The 19,633-nt window shown below is 66.8% G+C and carries 16 protein-coding genes; 1 reads left to right on the top strand and 15 read right to left on the bottom strand.

Annotated elements, in window-relative coordinates; translation table 11 throughout:
- Nucleotides 1–7: 7 nt before the first annotated feature.
- The 4 genes from H7J73_RS22100 to ftsY all read right to left on the bottom strand — a co-directional run bounded on the left by H7J73_RS22100 (nt 8) and on the right by ftsY (nt 5,873).
- The gene (locus tag H7J73_RS22100) at nt 8–2,512 is read right to left on the bottom strand and encodes a [protein-PII] uridylyltransferase (RefSeq protein ID WP_264069815.1); all 2,505 of its coding nucleotides are present in this window, start codon (nt 2,510–2,512) and stop codon (nt 8–10) included.
- Nucleotides 2,513–2,592: 80 nt separating this feature from the next.
- Nucleotides 2,593–2,931 (bottom strand): P-II family nitrogen regulator, encoded by a 339-nt coding sequence (locus tag H7J73_RS22095; protein WP_005148837.1) that lies wholly within the window; start codon nt 2,929–2,931, stop codon nt 2,593–2,595.
- Between the two features lie 6 nt (nt 2,932–2,937).
- On the bottom strand, nt 2,938–4,323 hold the full coding sequence (locus H7J73_RS22090; protein ID WP_308207438.1) for an ammonium transporter: 1,386 nt from the start codon (nt 4,321–4,323) through the stop codon (nt 2,938–2,940).
- 203 nt (nt 4,324–4,526) lie between these two features.
- Nucleotides 4,527–5,873, bottom strand: a complete 1,347-nt coding sequence (gene ftsY / locus H7J73_RS22085) for a signal recognition particle-docking protein FtsY (protein WP_264069814.1) — start codon at nt 5,871–5,873, stop codon at nt 4,527–4,529.
- Between the two features lie 28 nt (nt 5,874–5,901).
- Here ftsY and fni point away from each other — a divergent pair, with 28 nt between their 5' ends.
- Nucleotides 5,902–6,948, top strand: a complete 1,047-nt coding sequence (fni, locus tag H7J73_RS22080) for a type 2 isopentenyl-diphosphate Delta-isomerase (protein WP_264069813.1) — start codon at nt 5,902–5,904, stop codon at nt 6,946–6,948.
- On the opposite strand, the gene smc is transcribed toward fni, so the two are convergent.
- From smc to H7J73_RS22025, 11 genes are all read right to left on the bottom strand, one after another.
- A complete protein-coding gene (gene smc / locus H7J73_RS22075; protein WP_264069812.1) occupies nt 6,945–10,538 on the bottom strand; it encodes a chromosome segregation protein SMC in 3,594 nt (1,197 codons plus the stop codon). The two genes, fni and smc, sit on opposite strands and share 4 nt — an antisense overlap.
- A 51-nt stretch (nt 10,539–10,589) precedes the next feature.
- Nucleotides 10,590–10,880 carry an acylphosphatase gene (locus tag H7J73_RS22070; RefSeq protein WP_264069811.1) on the bottom strand — a complete coding sequence of 97 codons (291 nt, stop codon included), beginning with the start codon at nt 10,878–10,880 and terminating at the stop codon, nt 10,590–10,592.
- Nucleotides 10,877–11,290, bottom strand: coding sequence for an OsmC family protein (locus H7J73_RS22065; protein WP_264069810.1), 414 nt, complete (start codon nt 11,288–11,290; stop codon nt 10,877–10,879). The genes H7J73_RS22070 and H7J73_RS22065 overlap by 4 nt, the downstream gene beginning before the upstream one ends.
- An 8-nt stretch (nt 11,291–11,298) precedes the next feature.
- Nucleotides 11,299–12,162 (bottom strand): DNA-formamidopyrimidine glycosylase, encoded by an 864-nt coding sequence (gene mutM, locus H7J73_RS22060; protein ID WP_264069809.1) that lies wholly within the window; start codon nt 12,160–12,162, stop codon nt 11,299–11,301.
- Nucleotides 12,163–12,165: 3 nt separating this feature from the next.
- Nucleotides 12,166–12,858, bottom strand: a complete 693-nt coding sequence (gene rnc / locus H7J73_RS22055; protein WP_264069808.1) for a ribonuclease III — start codon at nt 12,856–12,858, stop codon at nt 12,166–12,168.
- Complete coding sequence (locus H7J73_RS22050; protein WP_264069807.1) at nt 12,855–13,436, bottom strand: YceD family protein; 582 nt, start codon at nt 13,434–13,436, stop codon at nt 12,855–12,857. Before H7J73_RS22050 ends, rnc begins: the two co-directional genes overlap by 4 nt.
- A gap of 67 nt (nt 13,437–13,503) precedes the next feature.
- Nucleotides 13,504–14,241 (bottom strand): cell division protein SepIVA, encoded by a 738-nt coding sequence (gene sepIVA / locus H7J73_RS22045; protein ID WP_264069806.1) that lies wholly within the window; start codon nt 14,239–14,241, stop codon nt 13,504–13,506.
- A 193-nt stretch (nt 14,242–14,434) separates the two neighbouring features.
- On the bottom strand, nt 14,435–14,917 hold the full coding sequence (gene coaD / locus H7J73_RS22040) for a pantetheine-phosphate adenylyltransferase (RefSeq protein WP_264069805.1): 483 nt from the start codon (nt 14,915–14,917) through the stop codon (nt 14,435–14,437).
- A gap of 48 nt (nt 14,918–14,965) precedes the next feature.
- Nucleotides 14,966–15,523, bottom strand: coding sequence for a 16S rRNA (guanine(966)-N(2))-methyltransferase RsmD (rsmD, locus tag H7J73_RS22035; RefSeq protein WP_264069804.1), 558 nt, complete (start codon nt 15,521–15,523; stop codon nt 14,966–14,968).
- Nucleotides 15,524–15,535: 12 nt separating this feature from the next.
- Nucleotides 15,536–19,003: a pyruvate carboxylase gene (locus H7J73_RS22030; RefSeq protein ID WP_264069803.1), complete on the bottom strand. Its 3,468-nt coding sequence runs from the start codon at nt 19,001–19,003 to the stop codon at nt 15,536–15,538.
- Nucleotides 19,004–19,621, bottom strand: coding sequence for a vitamin K epoxide reductase family protein (locus H7J73_RS22025; RefSeq protein ID WP_276031630.1), 618 nt, complete (start codon nt 19,619–19,621; stop codon nt 19,004–19,006).
- Between the last annotated feature and the right edge of the window lie 12 nt (nt 19,622–19,633).

The following is a 19,633-nucleotide window of genomic DNA, read 5'->3' as shown; positions in this document are numbered from 1 at the left end:
GCGGGAGCTAACCGGCTTCTTCGACGGGCTTCACCGGCGCCGGGGCCGGCAATACCGCGTAGAGCTCATGCTCCAGGCTCTCCCGCACCGCGGCGTACTCGGGCGCGGTCGCCTTGTCGACGCCGGTGGTCAGGGCGGGCACCACGATGCAGAACGCGTCGACCACCGACGAACCGAGAGTGGTCACCTTCGCCCAGGCGATGTCCACCCCGGCGCGCTCGAAGACCCCGGTCAGTACCGCGAGCAACCCAGCGCGATCCGCCGCCCGGACCTCTACGACGAGCTGTCCGGGGCCGGAACCGTCGTGCCACAGGATGCGCGGCGGCGCCGAGGGGTTCACCGGTACCGCAGCCCGCACCTCCCCCGCTCGTGCGCCGGCCTGTGCGGCGTCTCGATCTCGACGGTCCAGCGAGGCGAACACGTCGAGCTCGCCGTCGAGGGCCAGGATGAACTGCTGGCGCAACAACTCGGCGGCCGGCGGCGAGCCGAAATGCGGCGACACCACGAACGTGTTGATCGCCGAGCCCTCATGGATGTTCACCGACGCCGAGTGCACCCGTAGCGAGTTCAAGGCCAACACCCCCGCCGCTTTCGACAGCAGGCCTCTGCGGTCGGGGGCGATCATCGTCACGTCGAAGGTGTGGGCACTCTCCCCGGGTTTCATCTCCACATGGACGCCACCGGTGTCTGCGGCCAGCGCCAGATAATGCGGGTCGACGGGATCGGCGTGCGGTAGCTCTTCGCCGGCCATCACCAACCGGCAGCGCCGCACCAGATCACCGATGAGCGACGCCTTCCAGTCTCCCCACACCCCGGGGCCGGTGGCCAGCGAATCCGCCTCGGCCAGCGCGTGCAGCAGTTCCAGCAGCACCGGGTCGCCGCCGAGCGCGCTGGCCACTCCGGCGATGGTGGCCGGGTCCTGCAGATCTTTTCGGGTTGCGGTGTCGGGCAACAGCAGGTGGTAGCGCACCATCGCCGACAACGTCTCGACGTCCGAGGGCCACATCCCCAGCCGGGTGCCGATCTGGGTGGCCAGCTCCGCACCGATCACACTGTGGTCACCGCCACGGCCCTTACCGATGTCGTGAACCAGCGCGCCGAGCACCAACAGGTCTGGCCTCGACACCCGGGTGGTGAAAGCGCTTGCCCGGGAAACGGTTTCGACCAGATGACGGTCGACCGTCCAGATATGCACCACGTCACGTGGCGGTAGGTCACGCACCGCGCCCCACTCGGGAAACAGCCTGCCCCACAGGCCTGTCCGGTCCAGGGCTTCGACCGTCGCCACCGTCGTGGACCCGGCTGCCAGCATCACCAGCAGATCCTTGAGCGCCTGCCGTGGCCAGGGGGTCCGGAGCTCCGGAGCCGAATCGGCCAACCTGCTCAGCGTGGACGACGACATCGGCAGGGCGGTACTGGCGGACGCGGCGGCGACCCGCAGGATCAGGCCGGGGTCGCGCTCGGGCCTGGCATCGCGCGCGAGGATCACCTCACCGTTGAATTCGATGACACCCTCGTCCAGCGGTCGCCGCACGGGGCGGCGCAACGCGGCAAAACCCCGTCGCGGCAAAGCATTTCCTGCTGTACGCAGACCAGAGTCGACGTAGTAACTGATGGTGCGTGCGGCATCGGAGAGCATGCGGGCCAGGTCGAACCGGTCGCCGATCCGCAGCGCAGCACCGATCTCGTCGGCATGTTGAGCCAGCAGCTGGTCCCGGCCACGGCCCGACACGCGATGCAGTTCGGTCCGGACGTTCAGCAACGCCAGGTGTGCGCCACCGAGGGAACCCGTGGGCGAAACGAGCGACTGGCTCGGATACACATCGGCCAACTGTGCGATGGCCAACGCGTTGAGCAGCTGGACATCCCGCAGTCCCCCGCGGCCGCATTTCAGATCGGGTTCGGCGCGGTGGGCGATTTGACCGCTGCGCTGCCACCGTGACTGGGCGTGTTCGACCAGCTCTTCGAAACGTGACGCGATTCCCGTGCGCCACTGACGGCGTGCGCCGCCGATCAACAGATTCGACAGGTCGGCGTCACCGGCGATGTGCCTGGCCTCGAGCATCGCCAGGCCGGCCGAGGTGTCCTCGGCGGCCACCGTCAACGCTTCCGGTACGGTCCGAACGCTGTGGTCCAGCCGAATATTGGCATCCCACAACGGGTACCAAAGCTGTTCGGCGACCCGGCTGACGACGTCGGCGGGCATGTTGTCGTGCAACAGCATCAGGTCGAGATCCGAGTACGGCACCAACTCACCGCGCCCGAGTCCGCCGGTCGCCACGATGGCGAAACCACTGGTTGCGGTCACACCGATTTCGGTGGCCTTTGTGGTGAGCCAGAATTCGTGCAGATCGAGCAGCGCGTCGCGCAGTTGGGCCGAATCCAGTTGGTTCTTACCGCCGACGAGCAATTGTTTGGCCGCTGCCGCAAGGTCGTTGGCCGGTTTCGACAAACCCGCCGCCGGAGCCTCCCGTGCGGAAGCCCCGGCGGCGGGGTCTGGTGTCTGGTTCATCTCGATACTCCCGGGTCTGTCACCGAAAACGCTCAACTCGGTGCGCTGCCCGAACGAGGATGTTCAGAAGTTGTTGTGCCTCAAAGAGCGTCGGATCCACGCTCACCGGTACGAACCCGGACCACAGTTTCCACCGGGCTGACCCAAACCTTGCCGTCACCGATCTTGCCGGTGCGGGCAGCCTGGACGATGACATCCACCACTTTGTCGACGGCGGAATCATCTACGACCACCTCCACGCGGACCTTCGGCACGAAGTCGACCGAATACTCGGCGCCACGGTAGACCTCGGTGTGACCCTTCTGGCGTCCGTAGCCCTGAACCTCGCTGACGGTCATGCCCAGGATACCTGTCTGTTCCAGACCGGTCTTGACGTCTTCAAGCGTGAACGGCTTGACGATTGCTGTGATCAGCTTCATATTTCCTTAACCCTCCACTCCGGGGTGGTGATGCCCGAGAACCGAACTGCTGCCCACAGTCGCGAAGTCATAGCCGGTCTCAGCGTGTTCCGCCTCGTCGATGCCGTTGACCTCGGCCTCTTCATCGAGTCGCAGACCGATCGTGAACTTCAGGATGAAGGCCAAGATAGTCGTAACGATGAACGAATAAGCCATAACCGCGAACGCCCCGACAGCCTGACGCCACAGCTGATCGAAACCGCCTCCGTAGAACAGGCCTGCGACCGCAGCCGGTGCTTGCGGAGTGGCAAACAGACCGATCAGCAGCGTACCGGTGAGGCCACCGATCATGTGCACGCCCACCACGTCGAGCGCGTCGTCGAAGCCGAGCTTGAACTTCAGGCCGACGGCAAGGGCGCACAGGACACCGCCGATTGCGCCGATCGCCAGTGCACCAAGCACATTGACCGACGAACAGGAGGGCGTGATCACAACGAGGCCGGCGACGATACCCGAGGCCGCACCGAGTGTGGTGGCGTGGCCGTCGCGAATCTTCTCCGTCAGCAACCAGGCCAGCATCGCCGCCGCAGTGGCGACGGTCGTGGTCAGGAACGTCGTGCCAGCGGTACCACCCGAGCTGACGGCGGAACCGGCATTGAACCCGTACCAGCCGAACCACAGCAGGCCGGCACCGAGCATCACGAAGGGCAGGTTGTGCGGCCGCATGGGAGTGCCGGGCCAACCTTTGCGCTTGCCGAGGACCAGACACAGGGCCAGGCCGGCGACACCGGAGTTGATGTGAACCGCCGTACCACCTGCGAAGTCGATTGCCTTGAGCTTGTTGGCAATCCAGCCGCCGTACTCACCGGTGAAGCCATCGAAGGCGAACACCCAGTGTGCGACCGGGAAGTAGACGAACGTCGCCCACAGTGCCGCGAAGGCGATCCAGCTGCCGAACTTCAGACGATCGGCTACCGCACCGGAAACCAGGGCGACGGTGATGATCGCGAACATCAGCTGGAAGACGACGAAGACCGTCTGCGGAATCGTTCCCGCGAGCGGAATGTCAATGGCTGCAGTCGCGTCGACGCCTGCGCTGGGATCGGCGGCGACCGCGGCGGCCGCATTACCCCCGACGAGGCCCTTGAGGCCCCAGTACTGCATGGGGTTGCCGACGAAGTTGCCGACGTCGTTGCCAAAGGCCATCGAGTAGCCGTACAGCACCCACAGCACCGTGACGATACCCATGGCGCTGATGCTCATCATCAGCATGTTCAGCACGCCCTTGGCACGCACCATGCCGCCGTAGAAAAACGCCAGTCCTGGCGTCATCAGCAGGACTAGCGCAGCGCTAGCCAGCATCCATGCAGTGTCACCGGTATCCGGTTGACCCAGTATCGGGAATCCGTCCACTCGCGATTTCCTCCTTTGCCCATGCCACGGTTAGGCACCGTCGACCTAGGCCAGAAGAATGCTGAGTCGTTGTTTCATCTAAGAACCTGTGGCGTTTCGCTCATGTGAACGGGTAGGCGACCTTCGTTTCGCGGACGTTACATGTCGCGTTTTTGACGTCCGCGTGAGTGAACTGGCCCGTTATTTACTGATCCCGACGCGGGTTACCCCAGGAGTGCATCGACGAACGCGGCCGGCTCGAACGGCGCCAGATCGTCGGGTCCTTCGCCGAGACCGACGAGCTTGACCGGCACTCCCAGCTCCTGCTGCACGCGGAAGACGATGCCGCCCTTGGCTGTGCCGTCGAGCTTGGTCAGCACCAGACCAGTGATCTCGACGACCTCAGCGAACACCCGTGCCTGCGCCAGACCGTTCTGCCCGATCGTGGCATCCAGTACCAGAAGCACTTCGTCGACCGCCGCGCGTCGACTCACCACACGTTTGACTTTGCCGAGCTCATCCATCAAACCGGTTTTGGTGTGCAGCCGGCCGGCGGTGTCGATCACGACCACATCGGCGCCCGCCGCGATCCCCTTGTCGACCGCATCGAAGGCAACCGACGCCGGGTCGGCTCCCTCGGCGCCCCTGACGACCTCCGCACCAACCCTCGAGCCCCACGCCTGGAGCTGGTCGGCGGCCGCGGCCCGGAACGTGTCGGCCGCACCGAGAACGACCCGGCGGCCGTCGGCGACCAGGACGCGGGCCAGCTTGCCGACGGTGGTGGTCTTGCCGGTGCCGTTGACGCCGACGACCAGGAGCACCGACGGTTTGTCCTCGTGCGGTAGCGCCTTGATCGACCGGTCCAGCTCGGGCTGGAGCTCGGCGATCAGCGCGGCTCGCAGCACCGCGCGGGCGTCGGCGCCGGTGCGCGCGCCGCTGACGGCCAGCTTGCTGCGCAGCTGCGCCATCACCGAGGCGGTGACGACCGGCCCCAGGTCGGCGATCAGCAGCGTATCCTCGATCTCGTCCCAGGAATCCTCGTCCAGATCACCGGCACCGAGCAGGCCAAGCACGCTGCGGCCGAGCGCGTTCTGCGATTTGGCCAATCGGCCGCGCAGCCGATCGATGCGACCTTCGGTTGGCGCGATGGTGTCCAGCTGGACTGCTGGGGGTGCCGCTTCCTGCGGCGGCGCTTCTACCGGTGGTGCCGGTGGTGCAGGCGACTCGGCTGGCGCGATGGCATCCGGTTCGGGAAGCTGGACGTCGGCGATCGACCGCTTCGGCGCATCCCGCGGGATGGTGGCGTCGTCGCCGACAGTGGGCAGCCCGGTGGTGTCGATCCGTTCCGGCTGCGCAACGGGCTCTTTCGGCGGCGCCAGCGTGGGCGCCGACGCACTGAACGTGATGCCCGACGACGCGGTATATCCCCCCGAGCGGTCCACGGGTGTGGCACTGTCCGGGGCGGATGTGATGCTGATTTGCCGCCGTCGGTAGCGCACCAGCCCCACCAACAGAGCGATGACGACGAGAACGGCGATAACCCCGATTGCGACCCACAGACCTTCTGACACCCCGCCATCCTGTCAAAGCAGCCACGGGATGACTAAAAAGCCAGCGGAGCAGCCCGAGTTCACCGACGCCGCCCTCTCTGTCCGCAAGCTGCGTCATATCGACGTCTGCCTGACCCAGGCGGTCGAGTACACCCACGTCACCACCGGTTTCGAGCGGTATCGGCTGCGCTACAACGCGCTCACCCAGACGAATCTGGCCGCGGTGGATCTGACGACGGAATTCCTCGGCGCCACGCTGCGGGCCCCGATCCTCGTCGGCGCGATGACCGGGGGCGCGGAACTCTCCGGCCTGATCAACCGCAACCTGGCCGGTGCAGCGCAGCAGCTCGGTGTCGCGATGATGCTGGGCTCGCAGCGCATCATGCTCGACGACGAGGTGGCCACCGCCAGCTTCGAGGTCCGCGACATCGCACCCGATGTCCTGCTGATCGGCAACATCGGCCTGGCCCAACTCTCGGAGTCGATCGTGCCCTATCTGGCCAAGGCGCTGGGCCGGGTCGGCGCCGACGCTGTCGCCGTGCACACCAACCCACTGCAGGAAGCCGTGCAGCCCGACGGGGACACCGATTTCTCCGGGTCGGTACCGCGGCTGCGGGCATTCGCCGAGACATTCGGCTACCCGGTGCTCCTCAAAGAGGTCGGCCACGGCATCGGCGCGGTCGCCGCCGCACAGCTGCGTGACTGCCGGATCGCCGCCGTCGACGTCGCAGGGGCGGGCGGTACCTCTTGGGCCCGTGTCGAGCAACTGGTCCGCTATGGCGAGGTCCGCTATCCCGCGCTCGCCGAATGGGGCGTTCCGACCGCACAGGCGCTGTTGGAGTGCAGGGCCACCCTGCCGGGTATGCCGCTGGTCGCCTCTGGCGGTATCCGCACCGGGATGGACGCCGCCAAGGCACTCGCACTGGGCGCCGATGCCGTGTCCATCTCGCGACCGCTGCTGCCGGCGGCGATCCAGTCCGCCGGGGCGGTGACGGACTGGGTGGGCCGCTTCATCGAAGAACTGACAATCTGCCTGCACTGCTGCGGCGCGGGTGATCTGGCGACCCTGAAGGCGAGCGGGCTGGACAGTCTTTAGGCCGGCGACCCGGACAACAGTTCCTGCCCGCGCAGGCGTTGTGAGATCACCGTCGTGATGCCGTCGCCCTGCATGGTGACGCCGTAGAGCGCGTCGGCGATCTCCATCGTCGGCTTCTGGTGGGTGATCACGATCAGCTGGGACTTTTCCCGCAGTTTCTCGAACAGGCCGATCAGCCTGCGCAGGTTCACATCGTCGAGCGCGGCCTCCACCTCGTCCATGACGTAGAACGGTGACGGGCGAGCCCGGAAGATCGCCACCAGCATCGCCACGGCGGTCAGTGACTTCTCACCGCCGGACAGCAGTGAAAGCCGCTTGATCTTCTTACCCGGGGGCCTGGCCTCGACCTCGACACCGGTGGTCAGCATGTCGGAAGGATCGGTCAGCAGCAGCCTGCCTTCACCACCGGGGAACAACGACGAAAACACCTCGCGGAACTCACGTTCCACGTCGGTGTAGGCCTCGGCGAACACCTGCAGGATGCGCGCGTCGACGTCCTCGACAACATCCAGCAGGTCCTTGCGCGCGGCTTTGACGTCCTCGAGCTGGGTGGACAGGAAGTTGTACCGCTCCTCCAACGCGGCGAACTCTTCGAGCGCCAGCGGGTTGACCCGGCCGAGCTCAGCCAGCTCGCGTTCGGCGCGTTTGGCACGACGTTCCTGCGTGGACCGATCGAAGGGCATCGGCGCCGGGGCAGTCACCTGCTCACCGCGTTCGCGGGCCTGCTGGTACTCCGCCATCTCCAGCTCCGTCGGGGGCAACGAGGTCTGCGGTCCGTACTCGGCCACCAGATCGGCTGCAGCCATACCGAATTGGTCCAGCACCGCCTGCTCGAGCTGCTCGATGCGCATCGCCGCCTGCGCCTTGGCGACTTCGTCGCGGTGTAGTGAATCCGTCAGGGCGGCAATACGATTCTTGAGCGAATCGACTTCTTCGCGGGCCGCCGTCATCGCTACAGCTCGATGCTGACGTTCGGCGGCCAGTTGATCCCGGGTCTGCGAGGCCACCGCGACCACCCCGGCCAGCCGGCCGGCGACATCGCGCCCCGAGGCGGCGACGACGGCGGCGACAGCTGCGGCATGTTCGCGGGCGGCGCGGGCCCGTTGAGCGCGCACGCGTGCCTCGCGTTCGGCGGCGGCTTGCCGGCGTAGCGAATCCGCCCGGCCACGAACGGCATTAGCTCGTTCCTCGACGGTGCGAACCGACAGCCGGGCCTCGACCTCGGCAGCGCGGGCGGCCTCGGCCGCGGCGACCATCTCCTGCCGGTCGATCGGTTCGTCCTCAAGCTCCGTGCGGTTCTCCTCGGCATTGCGCAGCCGGGTCTCCAGCTCGGTGAGTTCCTGCACGGTCTGGGCGCGACCGGTTTCGAGCTCGTCTCGTTGACGCAACTGTCGGCGCCATTCGTCGTCGGCCACCCGGGCGTCGTGGCCCAGCCGGCCCAGCTGCTCATAGATCTGGGCAATCGCCGCATCGGATTCGTTGAGGGCGGCAAGGGCCTGTTCGGCCGCATCCTGACGCGCCGACTGCTCGGCCACGGCACCGGAGAGCGCAGCTGTGAGCTCGGCGGCCTGGGTCTCGGCGGCGGCCAGTTCGCTGCGGGCCTTGGCGATTTCGGAGGTGATTTCCAGTGTGCTGGGTTTGCGGTCCGATCCCCCGCTGACCCAGCCCGCCCCGACGAGATCGCCGTCGAGGGTGACTGCCCGCAACTTCGGTTGCGCGGCAACGATATCCAGCGCGGCCTGCAAGTCTCCGACCACCGCGACCCCGACCAGCATCGCCGCCATCGCTCCCTGCAGGCGGGCGGGGACGTCCAGCAGATCCACCGCCCACCGGGCACCCTCTGGCAGCTGCCCGACACCCTGATCGTGTCCCATCGGCCAGTCGCCGAGGACGATCGCGGCGCGTCCGCCGTCAGCATCTTTGAGCGCAGCGACGGCGGAGCGCGCGGCACCGGAGTCCTCGGCGGCGACTGCATCCGCGGCCGCACCCAGCACGGCGGCCAGCGCCGCCTCATACCCCGAGTGCACCTTGACAAGTTTTGCCACCGTACCGAAAAGGCCTGCACCACTACGGTTCTCGGTCAGCCACGCGGCACCGTCTTTGCGGTCGAGGCCGACGGCCAGAGCGTCGATACGTGCCAGCAGAGAGGCGACCTGCCGCTCGGCGCTGCGTTCGCCGGCCAGCAGTTCGGCCACCCGCTCGTCGGCCAGGCGCAGTGCCGCCACCGAGCGATCGTGCTGCTCGTCGAGGCCGACCTCACTCTGGTCGAGCTCACTGACCCGGCTCTGCACGGTTTCGAATTCGGCCTGAGCGTGCTGAGCACGGTTGGCGGCTTCCTCGATGCCCTCGGTCAGCCGGGCGACCCGCTCGTCGGTCGATTCGACACGCGCCCGCATCGTCTCCACCTGGCCGGTCAGCCGTGCCAGCCCTTCCCGGCGGTCGGCCTCGGCGCGCACCGCGGCCACGTGAGCGCGCTCTGCCTCGGTGGAGATCCGTTCGGCTTCAACCAGTTCGGCGCGAGCATCCTCCAGACGGATCCGAGCCTCCTCGAGCTCGAAAAGCAATTCCTCTTCGAGCGCGGCCACCTCGTCGGCCTCGGCGTCGAGCGCCTCGGGGTCGGCGCCGCCCGAGGACATCGGTTCGGCCTCCAACAGCTGGGTGCGCTCCCTGGCGATGCGCACCGTCGCGCTGACCCGCTCGGCCAGTGCGGAGAGCCGGAACCACATCTGCTGGGCCCGCTCAGCCCGGTCGGAGAGTGTGGCCACCGCCGCCTCGTGGGCAGTCAGTTCGTCGGTGGCCCCAGCGAGCCGGGTCACCGCCTCCTCGTGGTCCTTGCGCAGCATCGCCTCGGTGCCACCGACACCGTCGAACTCGGCCTGACGCTTGACCAGATCGTCGGCGGCGAGTCGCAGCTTCGCGTCGCGCAGATCCGCCTGGATGGTCTGGGCCCGTCGAGCCATCTCGGCCTGACGGCCCAGCGGTTTGAGCTGGCGGCGCAACTCGGTGGTGAGGTCGGTCAAGCGGGCGAGGTTGGCCGCCATCGACTCGAGTTTTCGGACCGCCTTTTCCTTGCGCTTGCGGTGTTTGAGGACACCAGCGGCCTCTTCGATGAAGGCGCGGCGGTCTTCAGGTCGCGATTCCAGGATCTGCGACAGCCGCCCCTGACCGACGATGACGTGCATTTCCCGGCCGATACCGGAGTCACTGAGCAGCTCCTGGACGTCCATCAGCCGGCAGCTGCTGCCGTTGATCTCGTACTCGCCCGCGCCGTCGCGGAACATGCGCCGGGTGATCGACACCTCGGAGTATTCGATCGGCAGGGCGTTGTCAGAGTTGTCGATCGTGACCGTGACCTCGGCGCGACCCAGCGGTGCGCGTGACGATGTCCCGGCGAAGATGACATCTTCCATCTTTCCGCCACGCAGCGCCTTGGCGCCCTGCTCGCCCATCACCCAGGTCAGGGCATCGACGACATTGGACTTACCGGAGCCGTTGGGCCCGACGACGCAGGTGATCCCCGGCTCGAAGCGCAGAGTCGTCGGTGAAGCGAAGGATTTGAAGCCCTTCAGCGTCAGACTCTTGAGGTGCATGGCGTGCCAGCGTACCGGCGCCGTGCCGCATGTTCTCGCAGCCTCGGGGGGTTAGCGCTCGTGAAATCCGGTCAGCGACTCGACGTTCTCGGACCAGTCGCTGATCACCGTGTCCACCTGCCCGGGCGAGCTGTCACTGCCGAGGAGCTCCAGCAAATCCTGACAGGCGGCTCGCGGTCCCTGGGCGACCACCAGCACCCGCCCGTCGGCCTGGTTCTTGGCATAGCCGGTGAGGCCCAATTCCAGCGCCCGCGACCTGGTCCACCATCGGAAACCGACCCCCTGGACGCGGCCGTGGACCCAGGCGGTCAGCCGGACCTGTGGTCCCGCGGGGTCGGTCACTGCCTTTTGTCGGCAATTGTGAACGTGACGTCGGTGCCCGTCTTAAGGGTACGACCCACTGTGCAGACCTGGTCGATGGCTCGGTTGACGACGATCCGGAGTCGTTCGGCGTCGGCTTCCGAAAGGCCCGACAGGTCGACCTGCAGGGTCTCGTCGAGATGGGGATACCGCTCCTGCTCGCGGTCGGCGGGTCCGGATACCGCCACGGTGGCCTGATAGTCGTCACCGAGGCGGCGGGCCAGCGGCTGGTCACTGCTCATCCCGCTACAGGCCGCCAGCGCGATCTTGAGCAGCTCCCCCGGTGTGAAAACGCCCTCGACGTCTTCGGAGCCGATGAGCACTTCGGCGCCACGCGAGCTGTGTCCGGTGTAGCGGCGGGTGCCGGTGCGGTCAACCCAGAGTTCTGTCATGTGGTTATTCAACTACGCGGGCGGGGCTGACATTTCGGGCAGTAGAAAGACGAGCGGTTCATGAACTTCTCACGGCGCATCTCCGTACCGCAGCGATGGCACGGTTCGCCTTCGCGACCGTAGGCGTCCAGCGAGCGATCGAAGTACCCGGATTCGCCGTTGACGTTGACGTACAGCGAGTCGAACGATGTGCCGCCCTGCCCGAGCGCTTCGCGCATCACCTCCGCGGCCTTGTCCAGCAGCGTCGCCAGCTTCGCCTTCGACAGACCCGACGCCAGCCGGGCACCGTTGATCTTCGCCCGCCACAGCGACTCGTCGGCGTAGATGTTGCCGATACCGGAGACCACGGTCTGGTCGAGCAGTTGGCGTTTGATCTCGGAATGCTTGCGCCGCAACACCGTCACGACGGCCTCGCGATCGAAGAGGGGGTCGAGCGGGTCACGGGCCACATGCGCGACAGGCTGCGGTACCGCGCTGCCGTCGACGGTCACCATGTCGGCGAGCATCCAGCCGCCGAAAGTCCGTTGGTCGACGAAGCTCAGGGTGGTCCCGTCATCGAGAAGTGCGGCGATCCGCACGTGATCGTCACGCGGGACCGGGCCGAGCAGCATCTGCCCGCTCATCCCGAGGTGGACCACCAGCGCCTCGTCCGCGACGCCGGAGCCATGATCGAGCAGCAGCCACAGGTACTTGCCACGGCGGTCGGTGCCGGTGATCCTGGCGTCGAGCAGGCGGGCCGTCAGGTCAGCGGGGCCGGCCTCGTGGCGTCGCACGGCACGCATGTGGTGCACACGCACCGCGGTGATGGTCCGGCCAGCGACATGCGCCTGAAGACCGCGCCGCACCACCTCGACTTCGGGTAGCTCAGGCATGACTCACGCCGGATCGAGCGCTTTCCACGCCATCGCCGCAGCTTTTTGTTCGGCCTCTTTTTTCGACCGGCCGATACCGGTGCCGTACTCGATATCCGTCACGAACACCATCGCGGTGAACTGCTTGTCGTGGTCGGGCCCGGTCGAGGTGACGACGTAGGTCGGCGCGCCGAGGCCGAGCGATGCCGTCTGCTCCTGCAGGCTGGTCTTCCAGTCCACGCCCGGCCCCAGGGTCGGCGCGGTGTCCATCAGCGGGCCGAAGAGCCGCAGGATCACTTTCCGGGCGGTGTCGATCCCGTGATGGAGGTAGACCGCACCGAGCAGCGATTCCATTCCGTCGGCCAGGATGCTCGATTTGTCGGCCCCGCCGGTGTTCACCTCACCTCGCCCCAGCAGCAGGTGAGCGCCCAGGCCGCCCTCGGTCAGGCCGCGCGCGACATCCGCCAGTGCCAGGGTGTTGACGACGCTGGCCCGCAGTTTGGCCAGGTCTCCTTCGGCGCGGTCGGTGTGGCGGTGGAACAGCTCGTCGGTGACTGTCAGTCCGAGTACGGCGTCACCCAGGAATTCCAGCCGTTCGTTGGTGGGCAGACCACCGTGTTCGTAGGCATAACTGCGATGTGTCAGCGCCAGTGTGAGCAGCTCATCGGGAAGGTCCACACCGAGCGCATCGAGGAGCGGCTGGCGTGGCGCGGTCACGGGGTGTCCTGCGGCTCGTCGGGGAGCAGGGTGGCGAGCTTGGCCCAGCGCGGGTCGATCAGGTCGTGATGGTGGTCCGGTTCGGCGGTGGCCAGCGCGACGCCGCACTGCGGGCACAGGCCCGGGCAGTCATCGGTGCACAACGGCGCCAGCGGCAATTCGAGACCGACCGCGTCGACGATGGTCTGTTCGAGGTCGATGTAGTCGTCGACGATTCGACCCACTTCGTCTTCCTCGGTGGTCGACTCGGTGACTGTGTCGGGGTAGGCGAACAGTTCGGTCAGATAGATCTCGACGTCGCCGGTGATCGGCGACAGGCAGCGCGCGCACTGTCCGGTGGTGGGTGCCGAGACCGTGCCGGTCACCAGAACGCCTTCTGACACCGCTTCGAAACGGAGCTCGAGATCGACCGCGGCGCCCTTGTCGATGGCGACGAGATCGAGTCCGATCCGCGACGGGCTGGCCACCGTCTCTTCGACGGTCATCATGAAACCGGGCCGGCGGCCCAACCGCGAGATGTCGATGCGCAGCGGTGACGGCGGAAGCCGACGCCCTGCTGCCGTAGTGGGCCTGGCCATAGCGGGGATTGTACGGCGCCGACCATGACGGTCCGCGCCCGATACCCAGTCAGTGACAGCGGCGTATTCAGCGCTGGACGTAATCGTGGGTACCGGCTGCGGTACGCAGCTGGTGACGCCCACGACCGACCGAACGCAACGTCCCGTTCAGGTAGTCCTCGAACTCGGCAAGTTTGCTGTCGACATAGATATCGCATTCGCCACGCAGCCGGTCGGCCTCGGCGTGCGCGGTGTCGACGAGCCGGGTCGCCTCGGCAGTCGCCGACGACACGACCTCGGTCTGGGACACCAGGCGCTGCTGCTCCTTGATGCCTTCCTGAACGGCTTTCTCGTAGGACAGGTTGCCGCTGTCGACCAGTCGGTCCGCTTCGGCCTTGGCCCGGCCGACGCTGGTCTCGTAGTCGCGTTTGGCACTGACTGCCAGGCGATTCGCCTCTTCGCGAGCTTCCCCGACCATGCGCTCGCAGTGCTGGCGCGCTTCGGCGACCATCCGGTCGGCCTGCGACTTGGCATCGGAGAGCAACCGGTCCGCCTCGGCCCTGGCATGGCCCAGCGTGGAGTCGGCTTCCGTCGTGGCCGACGAGACCATGCTGTCCGCGTGCTGCTTGGCATCGCGCAGCAGGGAGTCACGCGCGTCCAGCACATCCTGGGCGTCGTCGAGTTCGCCAGGAATCGCATCCTTGATATCGTCGATGAGCTCGAGGACGTCACCGCGAGGGACCACACAGCCCGCCGTCATCGGTACACCGCGGGCCTCTTCGACAATGGCACCCAACTCGTCGAGCGCTTCAAATACTCGGTACACGGTGCGAACCTCCAGGTCTCATCCAGGAAAAGCGTTGTTACTAGTGTGCCTGGTGTTACTTCTGTGACTGTGCTAGGTCGACCGGTGTGTCGCTATTTACTCCGGCCGGCGCCGGCACACCCAGCACACCCTGTCGCCATTATCGCGCCGCAGCGGCGAAGACGAGTGGCAGTTGCAGGGGTGTGAACGTGGATCAGGACTGTTCGTGGAGTTTCTCGTGGAGACGCCGGTTCACCGACTCCGGCAGCAGCTTCGAGACGTCTCCACCGAATCGCGCCACCTCTTTGGCCAGCGAGGACGACACAAACGAATACTGCGGGGTGGTAGCGACGAAAAAGGTGTCCACCCCGGCGATGTGCTTGTTCATCTGCGCCATCTGCAGCTCGTACTCGAAGTCGGTACCGGTGCGCAACCCCTTGACCATCGCGTTGAGGCCCTGAGAACGAACGAAATCCACCACCAGGCCGCTGCTGGCGGCGGCCCGCACATTAGGCAGATGGGTCGTGCATTCGGCGATCATCTCGAGGCGTTCCTCGAGGCTGAACATGCCGTTCTTGCTGGGATTGACCAGCACGGCCACCACCACTTCGTCGAACTGCGCCGCGGCGCGCTCGAACACGTCGACGTGCCCCAGCGTCACCGGGTCGAACGATCCTGGGCAGACGGCGCCACTCATGCTCGAAGACGCTAGCAGGGGCAGGCCGGCCCGCAATCAGCCCTGCGCTCAGTCCGTGTGCTCGGCCATCTCCAGCCGGGTGTCGCCGTAGCGGCGTGCGCGCCAGGGTTCCCAGCCACGCGGCCACACCAGCTGCGGCCCCGCGGCGGGCCGTTCGATCACGGCCACGGTTCCCGTTGCAGCCCAACCATTTCCGGTCAGTGCGGTGAGCACCGATTGCACTTCCGCCGCGGAGACGTCATAGGGCGGGTCCGCCAGTATCAGGTCGACGGGGCCGGCGGCAGCGGAGGCGACGAACGCGGCGACGGTCCCGCGGCGCACGGTCGCGCCCGCGAGTTCGAGGGTGGCGACGTTCTTGGCGATGACGGCGGCGGCCCGTTGATCGGATTCGACGAACAATGCAGCGGATGCACCCCGGGACAGCGCCTCCAGCCCCAGCGCTCCAGAGCCGGCATAGAGATCCAGCACCGACAGGCCGGCAAAGTCGAGCCGTGCGGCCAAGACATTGAACAGTGACTCACGGACCCGATCGGTGGTCGGCCTGGTCCCCCGTGGCGGCACCTCGACCCGCCGGCCGCCTGCGGTGCCGGCGACGATGCGGGTCAAGACTCGACGTTCCTAATGGTCCCGCTCCTCGACCGCATTGTCTCGCTCCTCGACCGCCTCGTTCCTCGGCGGCTTCGTCGACTCGACGACCACCAGTAGGTCCCCACCCTCGACCTGCGCGGTGTCCGAGACTGCGACCCGGGCGATGGTGCCCGCCTTCGGTGCGGTGATGGCGGCTTCCATCTTCATCGCCTCGATAGTGGCGATGGTCTGGCCGGCGTCGACCTTGTCGCCCGTGCCCACGTTGACGGTGACCACTCCCGCGAACGGGGCGGCGACATGGTCGGGGTTGGCGCGGTCGGCCTTCTCGGCGGTCGGCACCTCACTGGCGATGCTCCGGTCGCGGACCAACACAGGACGCAACTGGCCGTTGATGATGCACATCACGGTCCGCATGCCGCGTTCGTCGGGATCGGAGATGGCCTCCAGGCCGATCAGGAGTTCGACGCCGCGCTCCAGCTCGACCCGGTGCTCGTCACCCTGGCGCAGCCCGTAGAAGAACTGGTTCGCACTCAACCGCGAGGTGTCGCCGTAGGTTTCGCGGTGCACCTCGAATTCTTTGGTCGGTCCGGGGAACAGCAACCGGTTCAGCACAGCCTGCCGCGCCGGGCCGGGGCTACCCAGCGCGGTCTCGTCGTCGGCGGTCAGCTCTTCGGTCGGTTTCGCCGGTCCCCGCCCCTCTAATGCTTTGGTCCGCAACGGTTCCGGCCAGCCTCCCGGCGGGTCCCCCAGTTCGCCGCGCAGGAAGCCGATCACCGAATCCGGGATATCGAAACGAGCCGGATCGGCGGCGAACTCCTCGGCGGACACCCCCGCTCCGAGCAGTGCCAGCGCCAGGTCACCGACGACCTTCGACGACGGCGTCACCTTCACCAGGTGGCCCAGCACACGGTCAGCGGCGGCGTAGTTGGCCTCGATCTCCTCGAACCGGTCGCCGAAGCCCAGTGCGATGGCCTGCTGGCGCAGATTCGACAGCTGCCCGCCGGGAATCTCATGGGTGTACACCCGCCCTGTCGGGGCGGGTGGACCGGACGCCGCGACATCGAAGGGCGCGTAGACCTTTCGCAGCGCCTCCCAGTACGGCTCCAGATCACACACCGCACTCAGCGACAGCCCGGTGTCGTATTCGGTATGGGCGGCGGCCGCCACGATCGAACTCAGCGCAGGCTGACTGGTGGTGCCGGCCAGTGGCGCGGCCGCACCGTCGACGGCATCGGCCCCGGCGTGCCACGCCGCGGTGTAGGTGGCCAGCTGACCGCCGGGTGTGTCATGGGTGTGCACGTGCACCGGCAGGTCGAACCGGCTGCGCAACGCGGTGACCAACGTCTGCGCGGCCGGCACCCGCAACAGCCCGGCCATGTCCTTGATCGCCAGCACGTGGGCGCCGGCATCGACGATCTGCTCGGCGAGTTTCAGGTAGTAGTCCAGCGTGTAGAGCTTCTCGCCGGGATCGCTGAGGTCACCGGTGTAGCTGATCGCGACTTCGGCTACCGCAGAACCGGTTTCGCGTACCGCGTCGATAGCCGGGCGCATCGACTCCACATTGTTCAGCGCGTCGAAGATCCGGAAGATGTCGACACCGGTCGCGGTGGCCTCGTCGACGAACGCCGAAGTGACCAGTTCAGGGTAGGGCGTGTAGCCCACGGTGTTGCGACCGCGCAGCAGCATCTGCAGACAGATGTTGGGGATCGCCTCGCGCAGTGCGGCCAGCCGTTCCCACGGATCCTCCTTGAGGAAGCGCAGCGCCACGTCATAGGTCGCACCGCCCCAGCACTCCACCGACAGCAGCTGCGGTGTCAGTCGCGCGATATAGGGCGCCACCATCAGCAGGCCGGTCGACCGGATCCGGGTGGCGAGCAACGACTGATGCGCATCGCGGAACGTGGTGTCGGTAACCCCGACCGCCTTGGATTCGCGAAGCCAGCGCGCAAAACCCTGCGGCCCCAGCTCCGCGAGCCGCTGCTTGGAACCGGCCGGCGGGTCGAAGGACAGATCGATATTGGGCAGCTTGTCCTGCGGGTATACCGTCGACGGCCGCTCGCCATGCGGCTGGTTCACCGTCACATCGGCCAGGTAAGTCAGGATCTTGGTGCCGCGATCAGCCGAAGACCGCGCGGTCAGCAGGTGCGGACGCTCCTCGATGAACGACGTGGTGATTCGCCCGGCCTGGAAGTCCGGATCGTCCAGAACCGCCTGCAGAAACGGGATGTTCGTCGACACCCCACGTATCCGGAACTCCGCGACCGCGCGGCGCGCGCGGCGTACAGCGGTCGAAAAGTCCCGGCCGCGGCAGGTCAGTTTCACCAGCATCGAGTCGAAATGCGCACTCACTTCGGCACCCAGGTTGGTACCGCCGTCGAGGCGGATACCCGCCCCACCCGGAGACCGGTAAGCAGTAATCCGACCGGTGTCGGGCCGGAAGCCGTTGGCCGGGTCCTCGGTGGTGATCCGGCACTGCAGCGCCGCACCGTGCGCGACGATCGAATCCTGGCTCAAGCCAAGATCTTCCAGCGACTCGCCGGAGGCGATCCGCAACTGCGAGGACACCAGGTCGACGTCGGTGATCTCCTCGGTCACGGTGTGTTCCACCTGAATCCGCGGGTTCATCTCGATGAACACGTGATGCCCACGCTCGTCGAGCAAGAACTCCACCGTGCCCGCGCAGGTGTATCCGATGTGCCTGGCGAACGCCACCGCGTCAGCACAGATCTTGTCCCGCAGCTCCGGCGGGAGGTTCGGTGCGGGCGCCAGCTCGATCACCTTCTGGTGCCGGCGCTGCACACTGCAGTCACGCTCGAACAGGTGGATCACGTTGCCGTGGGTGTCGGCGAGGATCTGAACCTCGATATGACGCGGGTTGATCACCGCCTGCTCCAGGAACACCGTCGGGTCCCCGAACGCCGACTCCGCTTCGCGGCTGGCCGCTTCGATCGCCTCGGCAAGAGCTGCCGGCTCTGTCACGCGGCGCATACCGCGGCCGCCCCCACCCGCGACCGCTTTCACGAACAGTGGGAACGACATGGCTTTGGACGCCTCGAGCAGCTCGTCGACCGACGCACTCGGCGCCGACGAGTTGAGTACCGGCAGTCCCGCCTCACGTGCCGCTGCGATGGCGCGCGACTTGTTGCCGGTCAGCTCCAGGATCTCGGCATCGGGACCGACGAACGTGATCCCGGCGGCCGCGCACGCCGCCGCCAACTCCGGGTTCTCCGACAAGAATCCGTAGCCCGGGTACACCGCGTCGGCGCCGGCGGCCTGGGCGGTGGCGACGATCTCGTCGACCGACAGATACGCCCGCACCGGATGGCCGACCTCGCCGATCTGATACGACTCGTCAGCCTTGAGCCGGTGCACCGAATTACGGTCTTCGTAGGGATATACCGCGACCGTTCCCACACCGAGCTCGTAGGCCGCGCGAAACGCGCGGATCGCGATCTCTCCCCGGTTGGCAACGAGAACTTTGGAGACCTTGGCAGTCATCTAGATCAGCGTGGACCAGTAGTTCCAGAAACGCATGAGGATCATCAGAATAATCGCGGTGAACCACAACGCGACGAGCGACCAGCGCCACTGATAAATCCAGCGCAACACCGTGTTACCGGCGAGCGGACGCAACGCTATCGACGTCACGACCACGAACAGCGGAATAGTGACCGACCAGACCACCATGCAGTACGGGCACAGTGCACCGATGCGGTAGAGGCTCTGGAAGATCAGCCAGTGCACGAAGGCGACACCGAGCGCGGTGCCGACTGACATGCCGACCCAATACCACTGCGGCAGCCGCACTTTCGCAACCGCCAGGACACCGGTGGTGACGACGACGGCGAACCCCGCGATGCCGATCAGTGGGTTGGGAAAGCCGAAGACCGAGGCCTGCGGCGTGATCATCACCGACCCGCAGGACAGCACCGGATTGATGCTGCACGACGGCACGTAGGCCGGGTTGATCAGGATCTCGATCTTTTCGATCGTCAGAGTCGCGGCGGCCGCCAGACCGATGATGCCGGCGATCAGCACCCACAGGGCACTCGCGCGGTGCACCGTGACGCCGGTCCGACCGGGACCGCCATCGGCGTGCGGTTGCGTGGGCTCCAGGTCGGCGGCCGA

The organism is Mycolicibacterium komossense, assembly GCF_025822605.1.
Taxonomy (GTDB): domain Bacteria; phylum Actinomycetota; class Actinomycetes; order Mycobacteriales; family Mycobacteriaceae; genus Mycobacterium; species Mycobacterium komossense.
The sequence above is the reverse complement of the archived record's forward strand: the minus strand, read 5'-3'. Positions and strand labels throughout refer to the sequence as shown.